15 protein-coding genes are annotated in these 15,278 nt (G+C 61.6%); 10 read left to right on the top strand and 5 right to left on the bottom strand.

Annotated features, from left to right (window positions below; all coding sequences use genetic code 11):
* The first annotated feature begins 47 nt into the window (after nucleotides 1–47).
* Entirely contained in the window at nucleotides 48–2,051 is a 2,004-nt protein-coding gene (locus AB1J88_RS17410; protein ID WP_430291570.1) for a pilus assembly protein TadG-related protein, read from the top strand.
* On the opposite strand, the gene AB1J88_RS17405 is transcribed toward AB1J88_RS17410, so the two are convergent.
* Both AB1J88_RS17405 and AB1J88_RS17400 read right to left on the bottom strand, forming a co-directional pair.
* The gene (locus tag AB1J88_RS17405) at nucleotides 2,048–4,795 is read right to left on the bottom strand and encodes a PAS domain-containing sensor histidine kinase (protein ID WP_430291569.1); all 2,748 of its coding nucleotides are present in this window, start codon (nucleotides 4,793–4,795) and stop codon (nucleotides 2,048–2,050) included. The two genes, AB1J88_RS17410 and AB1J88_RS17405, sit on opposite strands and share 4 nt — an antisense overlap.
* Nucleotides 4,792–5,238, bottom strand: a complete 447-nt coding sequence (locus AB1J88_RS17400; protein ID WP_041068044.1) for a TadE/TadG family type IV pilus assembly protein — start codon at nucleotides 5,236–5,238, stop codon at nucleotides 4,792–4,794. Before AB1J88_RS17400 ends, AB1J88_RS17405 begins: the two co-directional genes overlap by 4 nt.
* Before the next feature lie 76 nt (nucleotides 5,239–5,314).
* Between AB1J88_RS17400 and AB1J88_RS17395 the strand changes: the two genes are divergently transcribed.
* Nucleotides 5,315–5,785, top strand: coding sequence for an A24 family peptidase (locus tag AB1J88_RS17395; RefSeq protein WP_086794449.1), 471 nt, complete (start codon nucleotides 5,315–5,317; stop codon nucleotides 5,783–5,785).
* A gap of 118 nt (nucleotides 5,786–5,903) precedes the next feature.
* A complete protein-coding gene (locus AB1J88_RS17390; RefSeq protein WP_041068038.1) occupies nucleotides 5,904–6,689 on the top strand; it encodes a response regulator transcription factor in 786 nt (261 codons plus the stop codon).
* A gap of 61 nt (nucleotides 6,690–6,750) precedes the next feature.
* Here the strand turns inward: AB1J88_RS17390 and AB1J88_RS17385 are convergent, their stop codons facing one another.
* The 3 genes from AB1J88_RS17385 to AB1J88_RS17375 form a co-directional block, all read right to left on the bottom strand.
* Nucleotides 6,751–7,158 carry a response regulator gene (locus AB1J88_RS17385; protein WP_025111740.1) on the bottom strand — a complete coding sequence of 136 codons (408 nt, stop codon included), beginning with the start codon at nucleotides 7,156–7,158 and terminating at the stop codon, nucleotides 6,751–6,753.
* Nucleotides 7,159–7,224: 66 nt separating this feature from the next.
* A complete protein-coding gene (locus tag AB1J88_RS17380; protein ID WP_430291568.1) occupies nucleotides 7,225–7,437 on the bottom strand; it encodes a Flp family type IVb pilin in 213 nt (70 codons plus the stop codon).
* 119 nt (nucleotides 7,438–7,556) lie between these two features.
* Nucleotides 7,557–7,772 (bottom strand): Flp family type IVb pilin, encoded by a 216-nt coding sequence (locus AB1J88_RS17375; protein ID WP_373557745.1) that lies wholly within the window; start codon nucleotides 7,770–7,772, stop codon nucleotides 7,557–7,559.
* A gap of 335 nt (nucleotides 7,773–8,107) precedes the next feature.
* Between AB1J88_RS17375 and cpaB the strand changes: the two genes are divergently transcribed.
* Genes cpaB through AB1J88_RS17340 form a run of 7 tightly spaced genes read left to right on the top strand, consistent with a single transcriptional unit; the run spans nucleotide 8,108 to nucleotide 15,271 of the window.
* Nucleotides 8,108–9,040, top strand: coding sequence for a Flp pilus assembly protein CpaB (cpaB, locus tag AB1J88_RS17370; protein ID WP_222016740.1), 933 nt, complete (start codon nucleotides 8,108–8,110; stop codon nucleotides 9,038–9,040).
* A 20-nt stretch (nucleotides 9,041–9,060) separates the two neighbouring features.
* Nucleotides 9,061–10,284, top strand: a complete 1,224-nt coding sequence (locus AB1J88_RS17365; RefSeq protein WP_086794445.1) for a type II and III secretion system protein family protein — start codon at nucleotides 9,061–9,063, stop codon at nucleotides 10,282–10,284.
* Nucleotides 10,281–11,471 (top strand): pilus assembly protein, encoded by a 1,191-nt coding sequence (locus AB1J88_RS17360; protein ID WP_430291567.1) that lies wholly within the window; start codon nucleotides 10,281–10,283, stop codon nucleotides 11,469–11,471. The genes AB1J88_RS17365 and AB1J88_RS17360 overlap by 4 nt, the downstream gene beginning before the upstream one ends.
* Nucleotides 11,468–12,736, top strand: coding sequence for a CpaF family protein (locus tag AB1J88_RS17355; RefSeq protein ID WP_041068020.1), 1,269 nt, complete (start codon nucleotides 11,468–11,470; stop codon nucleotides 12,734–12,736). Before AB1J88_RS17360 ends, AB1J88_RS17355 begins: the two co-directional genes overlap by 4 nt.
* Before the next feature lie 18 nt (nucleotides 12,737–12,754).
* Nucleotides 12,755–13,639, top strand: a complete 885-nt coding sequence (locus AB1J88_RS17350; RefSeq protein ID WP_430291566.1) for a type II secretion system F family protein — start codon at nucleotides 12,755–12,757, stop codon at nucleotides 13,637–13,639.
* Between the two features lies 1 nt (nucleotide 13,640).
* Nucleotides 13,641–14,525, top strand: coding sequence for a type II secretion system F family protein (locus AB1J88_RS17345; RefSeq protein WP_430291565.1), 885 nt, complete (start codon nucleotides 13,641–13,643; stop codon nucleotides 14,523–14,525).
* 23 nt (nucleotides 14,526–14,548) lie between these two features.
* The gene (locus AB1J88_RS17340; protein ID WP_430291564.1) at nucleotides 14,549–15,271 is read left to right on the top strand and encodes a tetratricopeptide repeat protein; all 723 of its coding nucleotides are present in this window, start codon (nucleotides 14,549–14,551) and stop codon (nucleotides 15,269–15,271) included.
* Nucleotides 15,272–15,278 lie beyond the last annotated feature (7 nt).

The following is a 15,278-nucleotide window of genomic DNA, read 5'->3' as shown; positions in this document are numbered from 1 at the left end:
CACCATCGGAGGTAGCGCTCGGCAACGCGCCAGCAAAGGAGTGCGCCATGTCGCCTCGTACGCAGTTCAATGGCAAGGCCCGGCAACGCGGGGCGATCGGCTTGATGGCGGCTGCGACCCTCAGTCTGGCGCTGGTGTTGATGCTGTTGGTGGTCGACACCGGTCGGCTGTACATGGAGCAGCGCAAGTTGCAGCGGGTGGTCGACAGTGCCGCGCTGGAAGCCGTCAGTCGCGGCGGCAACTGCCAGTCCGGTCTCAGCGCCGCTACTTACGCCGGGCAAAGCGCCGTGCGTAATGGCTACATCGTCGATGGCAACAACACGCTGGTGACCACTTGCGGCAGCGTACAGACCGCCGCCACCGGACTGCGCGCGTTCACTGCCGATGCGACGCAGTCGACGGCGGTGAAAGTCGCTGCCAGTCGCACGGTGACCACCAGTTTTGCCGGTGGGGTACAAGCGCTGTTCACGGGCTCGGCGGTCAGTCTGAACACCACGCTGAATGCTTCGGCTGTCGCCGCCCAGCCGACGCCGACGGTCGCGCAACTGAACATCCGCAGCAACCTTGCGAGCATCAACACCGCACAATCGAACATCCTCAATCCGCTGTTCTCCGGGCTGCTCGGCGGCAACGTCAACCTCACGGCACTGGGCTGGGATGGCCTGCTCAATACCGACATCAACCTGCTCAGCTACCTCAACCAACTGGCAATCAACCTCAACGTCGCGGCCGGTAACTACACGCAACTGCTCAATACCCAGGCCACGGTCACCCAACTGATTCAGGCGGCCGCGACGGTGGTGCAGCTCAATGGTGCGACCGCCACGGTGATCACTGCGCTGGGTCAGTTGCAGGTGGCGGCGATCAATGCGGCACCGGTCAAGCTCGGCGACATCCTGCAGTTACAGACCGGTACCACGGCAGCCGGGCTGGATGCCAACCTGCAACTGCTGCAATTGATTCAGGGCGTGGTGCAACTGGCCAACAGCAAAAGCGCGGTGGCTGCGACCTTGCCGATCAGCGTGCTGGGGCTGGCGAATGTCACGGTGCGGGTCAAGGTCATCGAGCCGCCGCAGTTCTCGGCCATTGGTGATCCGGCGCGGGCCAAGGCCAATCCGTTGGGGCCGGACCGGATTTATGTGCGCACGGCGCAGATTCGCACGCTGCTCTCGGTGAATCTGCCGGTGCTGACCGGGGTGACCGGGTTGACCAATGCCGTATTGGGGCTGGTCGGAACATTGACCCCGACCCTCAATGCGCTGTTGAGTCTGAATCTGGTGGCGACCCTCAACTCGGTCGGTTGTCTGCTGGGTGCCGGTTGCGAACAGCTTGATCCGCTGCTGTTGCCATCGCCGCAAATCGACATCGCCCTGGATGCCGGTGGGGCGGTCAGCTACGTCACCGATTACAGCTGCCCGGCAGGCCCGGGCACTGCGGGCACGAAAAGTCTGACCGCCCATACCCTCACCTCGATCGCGGACCTCAAGGTCGGCAAGATCGACCCGACCAATGCCTTTTCCTCACTCGCCGAACCGACGGTCACACCGTTGCCACTGGTCGATCTTGGCACCGTGACCTGCCACAAAATCCTCGGCATTGGCAGTTGCGACGAGAGCACCCACGTCCAGTACGGGGCGGGTGGTATTGCGATCATGGTCAACACCAGTGTCGCGCAAAACGCTCAGGATCTGCTGTATTCCAGCAGTACGCCGTTCGCCACGCCGGCCAACCTCAAACTGCCGCCAAGCGTGATCTCGGCGGCGCCGTCGAGCAATATCGTCAACAGCCTGGCGAATACGTTGGCGGGGATCAATCTGATCGTTTACAAACCGCAGGGCAGCAATCCACTGGGCGCCATCGTCACTGGCGTAGCCAGCCTGATCAGTGATGTCACGGCGATTTTGCAGCCACTGATTACCAACCTCGTCAGCCCGTTGCTCGACCCCTTGCTCAACAACCTGCTGAAAAGCCTGGGCATCAACCTGATGGACGTCGACGTCGGCGCCAACATGACCTGCGGCCAGACCGGCAAGGCTTATCTGGTGATCTAGACGTTCGGCGCTATCGGCAACTCGATGCAGAAACGTGCGCCCTCCAGCGAGTTGCGCACGCTCAAATGGCCGCCCATGTTTTCAATGATGCCGTAGCTCACCGACAGCCCCAGCCCGGTGCCGACGCCCACCGGTTTGGTGGTGAAGAACGGTTCGAATATGCGCTCCAGCAAACGTGGGTCGATGCCGCCACCGTTGTCCTCAACCCACAGCCGCACCTTGCTTTCATCGCGCTCGGCGTAAATCGAAATCCAGGGTTTGAATGACGCGTCCTTCTCGCGTTTACCGAGCAGCGCATCGCGGGCATTGACCATCAGGTTGATCAGCACCTGTTCCAACTGATCGACATAACCGCGCACCTGCACGCTGAAAGCGGTTTCGCTGATCCGCAGGTCGACACCTTTGCCGCGCATGCCTTCGGCGAGCAACGACAGCGTCCCTTCGATGGCCGAGGCCGGGTTGAACAGTTGCTGCTCGACCTCCGAGCGGCGGCCGAACACGCGCATGTGATCGACCACTTTCGCCGCGCGCTGCACCTGGGCGTCGATGCGATTGAGTTTGTCGGTCAGGTAGTCGATCTGCACATCACCATTGCCCAGACGCTTGAGCACGTTGACGATGGCCATGCGCATCACGTTCAGCGGCTGGTTGATTTCGTGGGCCAGGCCGGTGGCCATTTCGCCGAGGGTGGCCATTTTCGCGCTTTGTGTGAGTTGCTGTTGCGAGCGGCGTACCTCGGTGTTGTCGCGGCCCACGGCCTGCACTTCGAGCAGGCGCCCGTGTTCATCGAACACCCCGCGATCGGACCACACCCACCAGGCATGCTCGCGTCCGGGCAGTTGCAGGCTGATTTCGGCGGTGCTCACCGGCAGCTCCGGAGTCAGCAGCGCCAGGCGTTGCACGAAGGCGGCGCGTTGTTCGTCGGACATCCAGCTGCCCAGATCGACCCCCGGCAATTGCTCCGGCGAGCATTCCAGATAAGTCGCCAGCGGCCGGTTGCCGAAGGTCAGGGTCAGGTCCGGACGATAACGGCAAATCATCGCCGGCGAGTCTTCCACCAGAATCCGGTAGCGCTCTTCGCTCTGTTTGACCTGTTCGGCGGCGAGGGTCGCTTCGGTGACGTCCAGCCACAGGCCGACGGCTTCGACCGGCAGGCCCAGGTCATTGCGCAGCAGCTTGGCTTCATCGAGCAGCCAGTGGTATTCGCCGCGCGCGTCGCGTAAACGAAAGCGCGCGCGCACCGAGCCTTCGCGCAGCAGTTGGCGGGTACGGGCGAAATACAGATCGCGGTCTTCAGGATGAATCAATTGCACCCAGTCAGTGCCAATGCCCTCGTCCGGCGTCCAGCCCAGCAGCGGCTGCAAACTGGCGCTGAAGAAATCGGGACGTAGCGCGCCCTCGACGTAACGCTGCACATAAATCACCGCTGGCGAACTGGCGATCAGGTTGTCCAGTCGCGCGTGCGCAGCTTCGGCTCGCTGCTGCTGGTTCCGGATGTCGCTGATGTCGAGCATGAACCCCACCAGTCGCCGCTGTTCACCACTGCCGGCGACCTGACCTTGCACGCGATACCACTGCGGTGTTTGTCCTGATTCGCTGCGGTGCAGACGAACGCTCAGGCTCAGGGCTTCGCCGTGCAGTTGCAGGGCGTGCAGACGGCTGCGCAGTTCTTCGCGGTCGGCCGGATGAATCAGCGCCAGCCAGTCTTGCAGCGAGATTCGCGCGCTGTCCGCCGGCAGCGCAGCGAGCAGCGACGGCGCCAGCAACACGTCGTCCCCGAGCATTTCCCACCAGCCGGTACCCAGCAGGGTTTGCAGCGACTCGAGGCGCTCGGTGTAGTGATGATGTTGCTGATCCCGCAGACGGCTGAGCAGCGGGCCGGCGAGGGCGCCGGTCAGTGACATCCAGTCGCGGTCGCTCAGGTGTGGCGCGACAACGTCCACGGTGTAGAAACCACAGAGCAACCATGCCGCCACCCCGCGATCATCGCTGTAGGGCACGGCGAAACCATCGGCGTTGCCGAAGATCGCTGCAACGCGCGAGTGTTCGAACAGACCGTGATGCGCGCCGAGACGCTGCGGTGCACTGCCGTTGAGGCTGTCGAGCGGCGTGCCCAGACGCTGGCCGTCCTGCCACAGCGTGGGGGCATCGTGGGCGCGATAGTGTTGAAAAATCTGCCAGCCCTGTGCCTGTTCGTCGAGCAGGGCGATGGCCAGGCACGGGATTCGCCAGCGCTGGGCGATGGCCTGCAACTGCTCGCTGAGCACCACCGGCAGGCGCATCAGGCTGCAGGTGCGCAGGTGGTCGCTGATCTGCCCGGCAAGGGCCTGACAGGATTCGCGGTGGCGCGATTGCTGGCGCTCCAGCAGCAGGTCGCCGATGTCCATCAGTTGCAATACCCAGCCCGCCGCCGAAGGCTGCACCCAGCCGCGCAAATGCAGGGTCTGGTCACTGAGCCCGGGGAAATCCAGGTCGAGCATTTGCCCTTGCCAGTCCTGCGGCCGGCCTTCGATCGCCAGCGTACTGTGTGCGAGTAAATACGCCGCCAACGGTAGCGGCGAATCGTGGGGCGGCTGTTGCGCCAACAGATGACGCAACGGCCCGGCCATCTGCAGTACGCCGCCGTCGTGATCCAGGTGCAGGTGCAAACCCTGCGGCGGTGAGCCGAGGTGGTCGGGCAGTTCACTGGCGGGCGCCGGCGCGCGTTTGAGCAGGCGTCCGAACAGATGGTCGCCGGAGGTCAAAATTTCAGGCTCGACGCGGCGGAGAGGGTGGCGGGCAGGCTCGGCACGGCACCCACGCCCGGCAGCACCAGAAACGGAATGACCTGATTGAGCTTGCTGGTGGGGTAATCGACTCTGACCGTCAGCGTACCTTGAGTGGCGTCATACACCGCTGAGGTGTCGACGCCGACCACCAGGTTCAGCGCGGGTGGCACCCACTGCAACTGCTGGGTCAACGCGGTGTTGGCAGTGCTCACCACCACGGAGGCATAACCAGGCGTGTTGGGGTCGACTCCGACGCTGCGGCGCACCGCTTCGGATGTCGCCTCGTTGAAGGTCTGCATCAATACAAACGGCAGGCTGTAACTGACCAGCGCGTAAAACACGGCGAAAAAAATCACGAATACCAGGGCGAATTCGATCGCCACTGCGCCTGCCTGTGATTTTGCGAAGCCGGTTTTCATGACTGCGTCTACCCTGACGTTCACTGCGTAGTATCAGCATAGAATCAATCAGCAAAATCGGACGGGATTTAACCGGATGCAGAGTTTCGTTCTCCTGATCTGGCTGGCGGTTTGCGCCGCCCAGGATGCCCGACACCGGCGTATCGCCAATGCACTGACATTCGGCGCGGGAGCTCTGGCGCTGATCTATCTGCTGGTGACTGGCACGACCTGGCTCGGTGCCGAAGCGCAGCAGGGACTGTGGGCGGGCGTGATCGCTCTGGTGTTGACCCTGCCGGGTTATTTCATGGGGCGCATGGGGGCCGGCGATGTGAAACTAATGACAGCCATGGGCCTTGCGACGAACGGTTTATTCATTCTTTGTGCGTTTATCGGCGCCGGCGTCGCCAGTCTGATCTGGCTGCTTGTTGCGCCAAGAGTCTGGCTTCATATGAGTCAACGACTTAGAGAACATCTTCGATATATGGAGCCTGGAGTGTCAAAGAAGCTGCCATTTGCACCGTTCGTGCTGCTGGGCGTACTGGCTTCGATTCATTGGATCCATTAGTCGCCAGGTGCCACTAGTTCTATGTACATAGTCGGAAAGTGCGTCTACTTTCAAATGAAGTCGTTACATTGCCAAAGTGCAGAAAAAGTCAGCTTTGGCCCGAGCAATGGAGTGGTTCGTGAACAAGCTTACGTCGGCGGTAAAAGTGCTCGTGGTCGATGATCAGCCGTTGATCGTCGAAGAGTTGTGCGAGTTTCTCGAAAGCAGCGGGTACCGCTGTGTGCCGTGTGAATCCAGTGCGCAGGCGATCGAGCGTTTCAGCGAAGACGCGGAAATCGGCCTGGTGCTGAGCGATCTGCACATGCCGGACATGGACGGCATTCAGCTGGTGCAGGAACTGCAACGAATCTGCGGCAAACACCGGGTGTTCGAAGCGATCATGCTCACCGGCCGCGCCGATAAACAGGACGTGATCAAGGCCCTGCGCGCGGGGATCGCCGATTACTATCAGAAGCCGATCGAGCTGGATGAACTGCTTGAAGGCGTGAAGCGTCAGGAAGCGGCTCTGCAGGAGCGGCACAAGAATGTGCAGTTGGGCCACCTGAACCAGAAGCTGCAGTTTCTTTCCGAATCCATCGATGATCTTTACCAGGACCTGGACAAGGTCCGGCGTAACCCGGCGGCGGTGGTCAAAGACATGCTCGGTGGCGACAGCGCCGAAGCCGAGCAGGAGATTCCGGCGATCTTCAATCAGTTGTCGCCACGGCAACTGGATGTGGCGCGGCTGGTGGGCAAAGGGCAGACCAACTATCAGATTGCCTGCGAGTTGGGCATCACTGAAAACACCGTGAAGCTGTACGTTTCCCAGGTGTTGCGCCTGACCCACATGCACAACCGCACGCAGTTGGCATTGGCCCTTTCACCCAGTGCTTCGGCCGCCCGTCAGCGTGTAACCGCACACTGATTCTGTTTGCCTGCCCCTTCCCGGGCAGGCAGTCAATTCTGCCAAAAAACCTTCGCCTGTATTACCCGGCCTGTGTCTTGGGTTTGGGGAACAGATTGTCCAGGGTTTCCAGCAGCCGCACGTGGTAGATCGGCTTGCGAAACAGGTCCAGAACCTGCAGGCGCAGCATGTCGCTGACGTCCTCCATGTCGGCATGTCCGGAGGTCACGATCACCGGCAGATGCTGGCGCGACGTGTGCTCGCGCAGGCGCTTGATCAGCGACATGCCGGACTCCTCCGGCATACGCAGATCGGTGATGACCAGGGCAATATCCGGATGGCGGGTGAGGTGATGCAGGGCGAGTTTCACCGACGTGGCGGTGTGGCAGACAAAGCCCTCGCCCTCCAGTAGCTCGGCCAGCTCAAGCAACGCGTCCTCTTCGTCGTCAACCAGAAGCAACTGTTGGCGGGGGAGTGAGGAAGCAGTCATGGGCAGTCCCTGAAAAGCTGAAAGTGCAATCGAGTGTAGCGCGACATTCGCCAGACGCGACTCACATCAGGGGGTTTGCACCGGAGCGGTCTGCGCGGTGCCGCCGAGGGATACCAGGACGCTGTTGAAAATCGCAAAGATTTTCGCGCCCAGTGGTGTGATGAACACCACCACAACGACCGCTACCATCGCCACCACGATGGCGTACTCGATGGCGGATGCAGCCTCTGTACTTGCCAGAAACGACCTCAGGCGCAATAGCAGATATTCGAGGATCATTGACATTCTCCTTCGTAACGGCGGGTGATCGGACTTGTGAAATCCGAAGATTTGCCAGTGTCTGAGCGCTGCTGCCGGTCAGCCTGGACCCGGACACTGGACGACGGGAGGGATGTTGATCAAGGCGTCGTTCTGACCTGTGCCGTGCCACCGAGCTTGGTCAGCACCACGTTGAAAATGGCCAGCACCTTGTCGCCGATGGGCGTCACAAACACCACGACCACCACCGCCACCATTGCCACCACGATCGCGTATTCGATGGCCGACGCACCTTCTTCACTTCTGCACAGCAGCCTGGCCCTGGCCAGTAGATAGTCGATGATCATCCGAAACATACGTCCACTCCTTCGCGCCTCTGGCGCCGATCCAACGCTACAGCGGCATGCTTTCACCGTGCTATCAGAGCATTGTCAACAAACCCCCGGTCAACAACTGTAAGAACGGATTAATCACAAAGGATTAACCGGATTGTTAATTGAGCCAATCCCTACAGTTAATTGGCCATGACTCATACTTTAGTGAGTTATTTTCCTGTCAGTAATGGCGTTTTGGCTCGTATCAGCTAGCTTGGAAATAGCGAAATCGTTGCATGTTCATAGCTGCCTGATCGCGAAAAATTCTCTCGGCAGGAAGTACAGGCTGTCGGTGCAGCAGGAAAGGGAGAGCCGTCATGAACAGTCGCGTCACCATGGGCCTTGCAGCCGTGCTGCTGTTGGGCGCAATCATCGTCGGTTACTGGGGCCTGGTGCTCAGTCGGCAACCGGCTCCGGTTGCCCAGGCGCCTGTCGCTACGCCCGTCGTGGTGGAAAAAACCGTCGCTGCCGCCGAAGATCAGACCCGTCAGCCCGTGGTCGTGTTGTTGCACGATGTTCCGCCGTTCACTCCGCTGACCGCTGCCGATGTGACCGTGGAAAAATTGCGCAATGCGCCGGCCGGCAGCCTTGCCAGTGTTGATCAGGCAGTGGGTCGTACCCCGTGGCGGCATTTGAGCGCCGGCACCTGGCTCAACGATGAAAGCTTCGAGGCGGGTGGCTCACTGGCGCGGATGATCCACAGCGACGAGCGCGCTCTGACGGTGGCCGTGGATGAAGTGATCGGCGCTGCCGGGCAACTGCTCCCCGGCGACTATGTCGATGTGCTGCTCTACCTGCGCCAGGATGCGAGCAATCTGCAGCAGTCGGCGCAAATCGTCGTACCGGCCATGCGTGTGCTTGGCGTGGGTGAACAATACGGCCTGACCAACGACGGCCAGCCCGCCAGCCCGGCCCTCAGCGCCGACGACAAACTCAAACAGGATCAACGCCGGATCGCAGCGCGCACCGTGGTCCTGGCCGTACCTGAACAATTGCTCAGCCGGATGATGCTCGCCACCCAGGTCGGCACCTTGCGTCTGGCCGTGCGCAGCAGCGAAGAGCAGCGGCTGGCGAAATACTGGGCCGGTGAACAGCAGGCGCCGGCGCACCTGGATAACGCCAACAGCCAACTCTTCCAGTTCACGCAACTGGCCTTGGGCGCCGCGCCGAAAGCGCCGTCCTCAGGTGGTCATGAACGCAAGCCGATGGAAGTGATCCGCGGCAATCAGCTTTCCCAACAAGCCCCATGACTGAGCAAGGATCCACATGCATGCAGAGTCGATTCAGGCCGTTATTAAAACCGGTAGTCCCGGCCTTGATACTGATGGGACTGACGATGAACGCGGCCATCGCGGCCACCGGCAATTGCTCGGCGCTCGGTCGCCTGCCAGCGGTGATCGAGATCGGCGAAGGGTTCCAGCAGGACATCCAGTCGCCCGTGGCAATCACCCGGGTGGCCATCGGTGATCCGAAGATCGCCGATGTGCATGACACCGGCAGTGCTTCTTTTTTGCTCACTGGCGTGGCCCCCGGCGCCACCAGCCTGATGGTCTGGACCTCGTGCTCCAGTGAGCCGCGTCAGAGCATGGTGTTCGTGCAAGGCAGCGCCACAGCGGCGTTGACCAGCACCAGCAGACTGCCTTCCGATGACCCGACGCTGCCTTCGCAAGTGCAGACCGACATTCGCTTCGTCGAAGTCAGCCGCACCAAACTCAAGGAAGCCACGGCCTCTTTGATCGGTGTGCGCGGCAATTTTCTGTTTGGCTCGCCCGGTACGCTGCCCGATGTCGGTGGTGTGCCGACACCGAAGTTGCCGGTGAATAACGGCCAGTTCAATTTTTCCTGGATCGGCGGCAAGACCATGGCGATCATCAATGCGCTGGAAGGCAGCGGCTTTGCCTACACCCTCGCGCGGCCGAGTCTGGTCGCGCTGAGCGGGCAGAGCGCAAGCTTTCTGGCCGGTGGCGAAATCCCGATTCCGGTGCCCAGTTCCGGCAGCGATACGGTGACCATCGAGTACAAGGAGTTTGGCATCCGCCTGACCCTGACGCCGACCGTGATCGACCGCAATCGCGTGGCGCTGAAGGTCGCGCCGGAAGTCAGCGAACTGGATTACGCCAACGCCATCAATATCGCCGGCACCCCGGTGCCGGCCCTGACCGTACGCCGTACCGATACCAGCGTATCGCTGGCCGACGGCGAAAGTTTCGTCATCAGTGGCTTGATCAGCACCAGCAACACCTCGCAAGTGAACAAGTTTCCGGGGCTGGGTGATATCCCGGTGCTCGGCGCGTTTTTCCGTGATTCGCAGATCAAGCGCGAGGAGCGCGAACTGCTGATGATCGTCACCCCGCACCTGGTGCAGCCATTGGCGGCCGATGCGCAGCTGCCGTCGCTGCCGGGCGAAAAATTGCGCAACTACGACCCGAATTTCTACCGCATGTTCTTCCTCGAAAACGGCAACTTCGACAAGCGCAGTGGGTTGTCCCAATGAACCAGAACCTGAGCCAGACCTTTCTTGCGATCACCCGTAACAGCACCGATCTGGAGTGGCTGCAAGGCGCTCTCGCGCCGCTGGGCCAGGTGGTCAGCGCCGGGGCCGGGAGCCTGGACGAGTTGCTGGCGCTGGTCGACGTTACCTTCGCCAGCCTGGTGTTCGTCGGCCTCGACCGTGACCACGTGGTGGCGCAGAGTGCGTTGATCGAAGGTGCGCTGGAAGCCAAACCCATGCTCGCCATCGTTGCTCTGGGTGATGGCATGGACAACCAACTGGTGCTCAATGCGATGCGTGCCGGCGCCCGGGATTTCGTCGCGTACGGTTCGCGGGCCAGTGAGGTCGCCGGGCTGGTGCGGCGCCTGAACAAACGCCTGCCACCGGTGACCACCAACACCCAACTGGGTGGCCTCACCGTGTTGTACGGCACCCAGAGCAATTCCGACGGTGCGCTGCTGGCCAATCACATGGCGCTGGTGGTGCAAAAGAGCGGTCAGCAAACCTTGCTGCTGGATCTGGGCCTGCCCCGGGGCGACAGTCTGGCGCTGCTCGGGCTCGAGAGTTCGTTTCACTTCGGCGATGCCCTGCGCCACTTGCGCAGGCTCGATGCGACGTTGATCGACAGTGCCTTCACCAGCACGGAAGCCGGCCTGCGGATTCTGGCGTACGCCAGCAGCGACGAGCCGCTGGACAGTACCAGTGCCGCCGAGCTGTACATGTTGCTCAGCGCCTTGCGTCAACACTTCCAGCACATCGTCGTGAACCTCACCGGGCAGTCCGACAGTGAAGCCTTGCGTACATTTGTCAGCCATTGCGACAAGCTGATCTGGTACACCGATCAGAACGTGCTCAACTGCCGTCGCAACCTTGCCGTGCTCAACCAGTGGCGCGAGAAAGGCATGAAACTCGACCACGCACGCTTGCTGGTGGACGGTTACTTGAGCAGCGTCGCCCCGGACGCCGAAACCCTTGGCAAGACCTTCAACCTGGAAGTGATCGCGGTGTTGGCAGCCAACGCCGAAGTGCGTTTGAACGCCAAGAACCAGGGCGTCAGCCTGTTCGAACTGGCCCCGCGGGAAAAACTCACACAAAGCCTGCGCACCCTCGGCGAGCGCCTGGCCAAGCGCTCCGAAGGCCTGGTTAAACCCAAGGTCACCTGGTTCGACCGCTTGCGAGGCACCTCATGAGCGCGGAAAAACTGTTCGGCGCGGTGCAGCACGGCGCGACCGGCAACACCGATCACGAAGGCCTGAAACTGGTCCTGCATCGCTACATCATTGACGCCATCGAAGAGTCGGGGAAAAACCTGCTGGAAGGCTCGCGCCAGTTGCTGGCGCAATTTGTCACCGACAAGGTCGCCGAATACATCGCCCGTCTGCACCTGGCGATTTCCCGCTACGAGATGGAGCGCCTGGCCGAAGAAATCGTCGATGAACTCACCGGTTTCGGCCCGCTGGAAGTGCTGCTGCGCGATCCGTCGGTGACCGAGATTCTGGTCAACGGCCCGCACCGGGTATTCATCGAGCGCGACGGCGTGCTGCATCAAAGTGACTTGCGCTTTATCGATGCGCATCACGTCGAGCGGGTCATGCAACGGATTCTCGCGCCGCTCGGGCGACGCCTCGACGAGTCCTCGCCGATGGTCGATGCACGCCTGCCGGATGGCAGTCGGGTCAACGCGATCATCCCACCGATCGCTCTCGATGGCCCCTGCCTGTCGATTCGCAAGTTTCGCAAGGACATGCTCAAAAGCAGTGACCTGATGGCGATGCAGACCATCGATCTGGCGATTTTCGAGTTTCTTCAAGAGGCGGTGGGCAAGCGCTGCAACGTGCTCATCAGCGGCGGCACCGGCACCGGCAAGACCACGCTGCTGAACATCCTCAGCCAATTGATCAACCCCCACGAACGTCTGGTAACCATCGAAGACGTCGCCGAATTGCAGCTTGGCCACCCGCACGTCGTGCGCCTGGAAACCCGCCCGCCAAATGCCGAGGGTCACGGCGAAGTCAAGGCCAGCGACCTGATCCGCAACGCCCTGCGCATGCGTCCCGACCGGATCATCCTCGGCGAGATTCGTGGGGTCGAAGTGGTCGATGTACTGACCGCGATGAACACCGGCCACGACGGCTCGATGAGCACCGTGCACGCCAATAATGCGCAGGATGCGTTGCTGCGTCTGGAGACGCTGGTGGGGCTGACCGGACGCTCGATCGCCGAGCGCACACTGCGTCAGATGATCTGCGCCGCCCTCGACGTGATCATCCAGCTGACCCGCATGCCGGACGGCCGCCGTTGTGTCAGCGAGGTGGTGGAAGTGGTCGGCATCCGCGAAGACGTCTACGTCACCAACACCCTGTTTCGCCTTGATCGGCGTACCGGTTTCGGCTTCCTGCGCGAAGCGGTCAATCCGGCGGGCGACAAGTTGCGCCACGAGATGAACCTGAGCTGAGAGCATGGGACGCACATCATGATCGGACCGGCCATTCTCATCCTGCTTTGTCTGATTCTGCTCGGGCTGTCGATCTGGCTGTTCGTGCACGGCATCCACAAGAGCGGCAACGAACGGGTGCTCAATCGCCTTGCGGCAGGCCAGCCACAACTCGTTGCACAGAAACCGGCGTGGGTCGGGTTCGAACGCATGTTCCTGCGTGCGGGGCTGGGCCGCCCCAACGAACGATTCGGCCTGTGGCTGACCTTGTGGGGCGTGGCCATTGCCCTCGGGTATCTGCTGGCGAGCTGGATCGGTCTGCTGACGATGCTGTTGGCACCGCCGCTGATTCTGCGTCTGTACATGTCCTGGCGGTACCACCGGCGGATCAAACGCATGATCGAGCAGTTACCGCAGTTGCTCGACTACACCGTGCGCAGTCTCAAGTCCGGCCGCACCCTGAGTGACGCGATCATGGGCGGCATCGAATCGAGCGACGATCCGCTGAAAGGAGCGATGGGCCGGGTGCAGCGCAACGTGCAACTGGGCGTCAATCTGCCGGATGCGGTCAGTGACTTTGCCGAGCTTTATGAACAGGACGAATTGCGCATGTTCGCCCTCGGCCTGAAGGTCAATCATCGCTATGGCGGCAATGCCAGCGAGTTGCTGGAGAACCTGATCAAGCTGATCCGCGAGCGTGACCAGGGTGCCCGGCAACTGCGCGCGCTCACCGGCGAAACGCGTATGACGGCCTGGGTGCTGGGTTCGCTGCCGGTGATCCTGGTGGGCTACTTCATGCTGACCAATCCCGGTTACATGCTTGGCATGTGGCACGACGGCGGTGGGCGGACCATGTTGATCATCGCCGTGGTGTTGCAAGTGACCGGCTGCCTGGCGCTGTGGCGCATGTTGCGGAGTGTTTGACATGGTCTATCTCGCCGCTCTGATGCTGTTGCTCGGCGCGCTGTTGCTGGTGGTCAATCACCTGCTGACGGAGCGGCGTCGGGTGCGCCAGGTCAACCAGCGGTTGCAGGGGCATCTGGTGCGCGAGAACCGTTTCGGCAACTGGCTGCGAGCGCTGGGCAACAGCAAGTTCGGCCAGCGTTCGGTGAGCATCGACAGTGAAACCCAGACCCTGCTCAGCCGGCTCGGCTGGCGCCGCGCCAGTGAGCGTTCGCTGTACGCCGCGTGCCAGATCGGCACACCGCTGTTGGCGCTGGGGCTGGCGCTGTTTCTGCAGGAAGTGTTTTTTCCGCACGCGGCCAACGGCTGGCTGGTGCCCATGCTGGCCACCGGTGCCGGCTATTTGCTGCCCAAGCGAGTGCTGGCGTACGCCGCCGGGCGTCGACAGAAAACCATCGCCGTGGAAATCTCCACGTTCATCCCGTTGCTGCGCATCCTGTTCGAGTCGGGCATGGCGGTCGAACAAGCCCTGCGCGTGCTCAGCAGCGAAGGGCAGAAACTGCTGCCGGAACTGACCCGCGAACTGCGCCTGATTCTGGCCCGGGTCGATTCGGGACTGGAGTTGGGGCAGGAACTGAACAAGGCCTCGGTGATGCTCGCCGTCGATGAATTCACCGACACCTGCGTGATCTTGCAACAGCTGATTCAGCAGGGCGGCGGGGCGATGAAATCGTTGCTGGCGCTCAAACAATTGCTCGACGACCGGCGCCTGACCCGACTGCAGGAATACATCTCGAAAATGTCGGCGAAGATGTCGGTGGTGATGATGCTGTTTCTGTTTCCTGCCTTGCTGATCGTACTGGCCGGCCCGGGGTTCACCGCGATTACCCGGGCGTTTGCAAACTGACGTGGGCTCATGGAGAGCGTTTGATGAAAGCACTGATTGTCGTGGCAAGTCTGTTGATGCTCGGTGGCTGTGCCACTGACGGCCAGGCACCGTGGTCGGCAATGCTGGCGCCGAGCAGTTGCAGCAAGCTCGACTCCGAACAGGAACTGGCCCTGAACCTGGCGGATGATCTGGCCAACGACGGCAAGCTGCACGCCAGCCTGGCCAACCTGCAAAGCCTGCCCGACAACCTGGTCGAGGTGCGCTTGCGCAAGGCCAGGGTTTACCGCTTGCTCGGGCGCAACGAGGCCGAGCCGCTGTATCGCGGCCTGCTCGGCACGTGCCTGACGGCGGACGCCGAACATGGCCTGGGGCAAATCTATGCCGCCCGTGGCGATAACGGTCAGGCCCAGGCGCACCTGCAGCGCGCGGTGCGTCTGGCGCCAACCAATGACAAGATCCGCAACGACCTCGGCGTGGTCTACCTCAACCAGTTGCGTCTTGAAGACGCGCGCTTCGAATTCCTTACCGCTATTGAACTCAAGCAGAACGATCAACTGGCTCCGCTGAATCTGGTGACCTTGCTGCTCTACCAGAACAACTGGCAGCAAGCCGCCGAAATCGTCAGCCGCGCGCACCTGACGCCGGAACAATTCTCCGAAGCCCAGGCCCGTGCGGAAAAACTCAAGGTGCCGGCCAAGGCCCCGACCGCGGCCTGTAATCAAGTGGCGGTGGTGGCTGACCCACAACCGTCGACGCTCAAGTGACATTCCG

This window comes from Pseudomonas sp. S8 (assembly GCF_050473925.1).
Classification (GTDB): domain Bacteria; phylum Pseudomonadota; class Gammaproteobacteria; order Pseudomonadales; family Pseudomonadaceae; genus Aquipseudomonas; species Aquipseudomonas parakoreensis.
Note: the sequence above shows the minus strand (reverse complement) of the source record. Positions and strands in the feature narration are given on the sequence as shown.

Bases quoted from the DNA above. Each gene is read 5' to 3' on its own strand.
- AB1J88_RS17410 (WP_430291570.1), top strand. From the start codon at position 48: ATGTCGCCTCGTACGCAGTTCAATGGCAAGGCCCGGCAACGCGGGGCG.
- AB1J88_RS17400 (WP_041068044.1), bottom strand. From the start codon at position 5,238: ATGAAAACCGGCTTCGCAAAATCACAGGCAGGCGCAGTGGCGATCGAA.
- AB1J88_RS17395 (WP_086794449.1), top strand. From the start codon at position 5,315: ATGCAGAGTTTCGTTCTCCTGATCTGGCTGGCGGTTTGCGCCGCCCAG.
- AB1J88_RS17385 (WP_025111740.1), bottom strand. From the start codon at position 7,158: ATGACTGCTTCCTCACTCCCCCGCCAACAGTTGCTTCTGGTTGACGAC.
- AB1J88_RS17380 (WP_430291568.1), bottom strand. From the start codon at position 7,437: ATGATCCTCGAATATCTGCTATTGCGCCTGAGGTCGTTTCTGGCAAGT.
- AB1J88_RS17375 (WP_373557745.1), bottom strand. From the start codon at position 7,772: ATGTTTCGGATGATCATCGACTATCTACTGGCCAGGGCCAGGCTGCTG.
- cpaB (WP_222016740.1), top strand. From the start codon at position 8,108: ATGAACAGTCGCGTCACCATGGGCCTTGCAGCCGTGCTGCTGTTGGGC.
- AB1J88_RS17365 (WP_086794445.1), top strand. From the start codon at position 9,061: ATGCAGAGTCGATTCAGGCCGTTATTAAAACCGGTAGTCCCGGCCTTG.
- AB1J88_RS17360 (WP_430291567.1), top strand. From the start codon at position 10,281: ATGAACCAGAACCTGAGCCAGACCTTTCTTGCGATCACCCGTAACAGC.
- AB1J88_RS17355 (WP_041068020.1), top strand. From the start codon at position 11,468: ATGAGCGCGGAAAAACTGTTCGGCGCGGTGCAGCACGGCGCGACCGGC.
- AB1J88_RS17350 (WP_430291566.1), top strand. From the start codon at position 12,755: ATGATCGGACCGGCCATTCTCATCCTGCTTTGTCTGATTCTGCTCGGG.
- AB1J88_RS17345 (WP_430291565.1), top strand. From the start codon at position 13,641: ATGGTCTATCTCGCCGCTCTGATGCTGTTGCTCGGCGCGCTGTTGCTG.
- AB1J88_RS17340 (WP_430291564.1), top strand. From the start codon at position 14,549: ATGAAAGCACTGATTGTCGTGGCAAGTCTGTTGATGCTCGGTGGCTGT.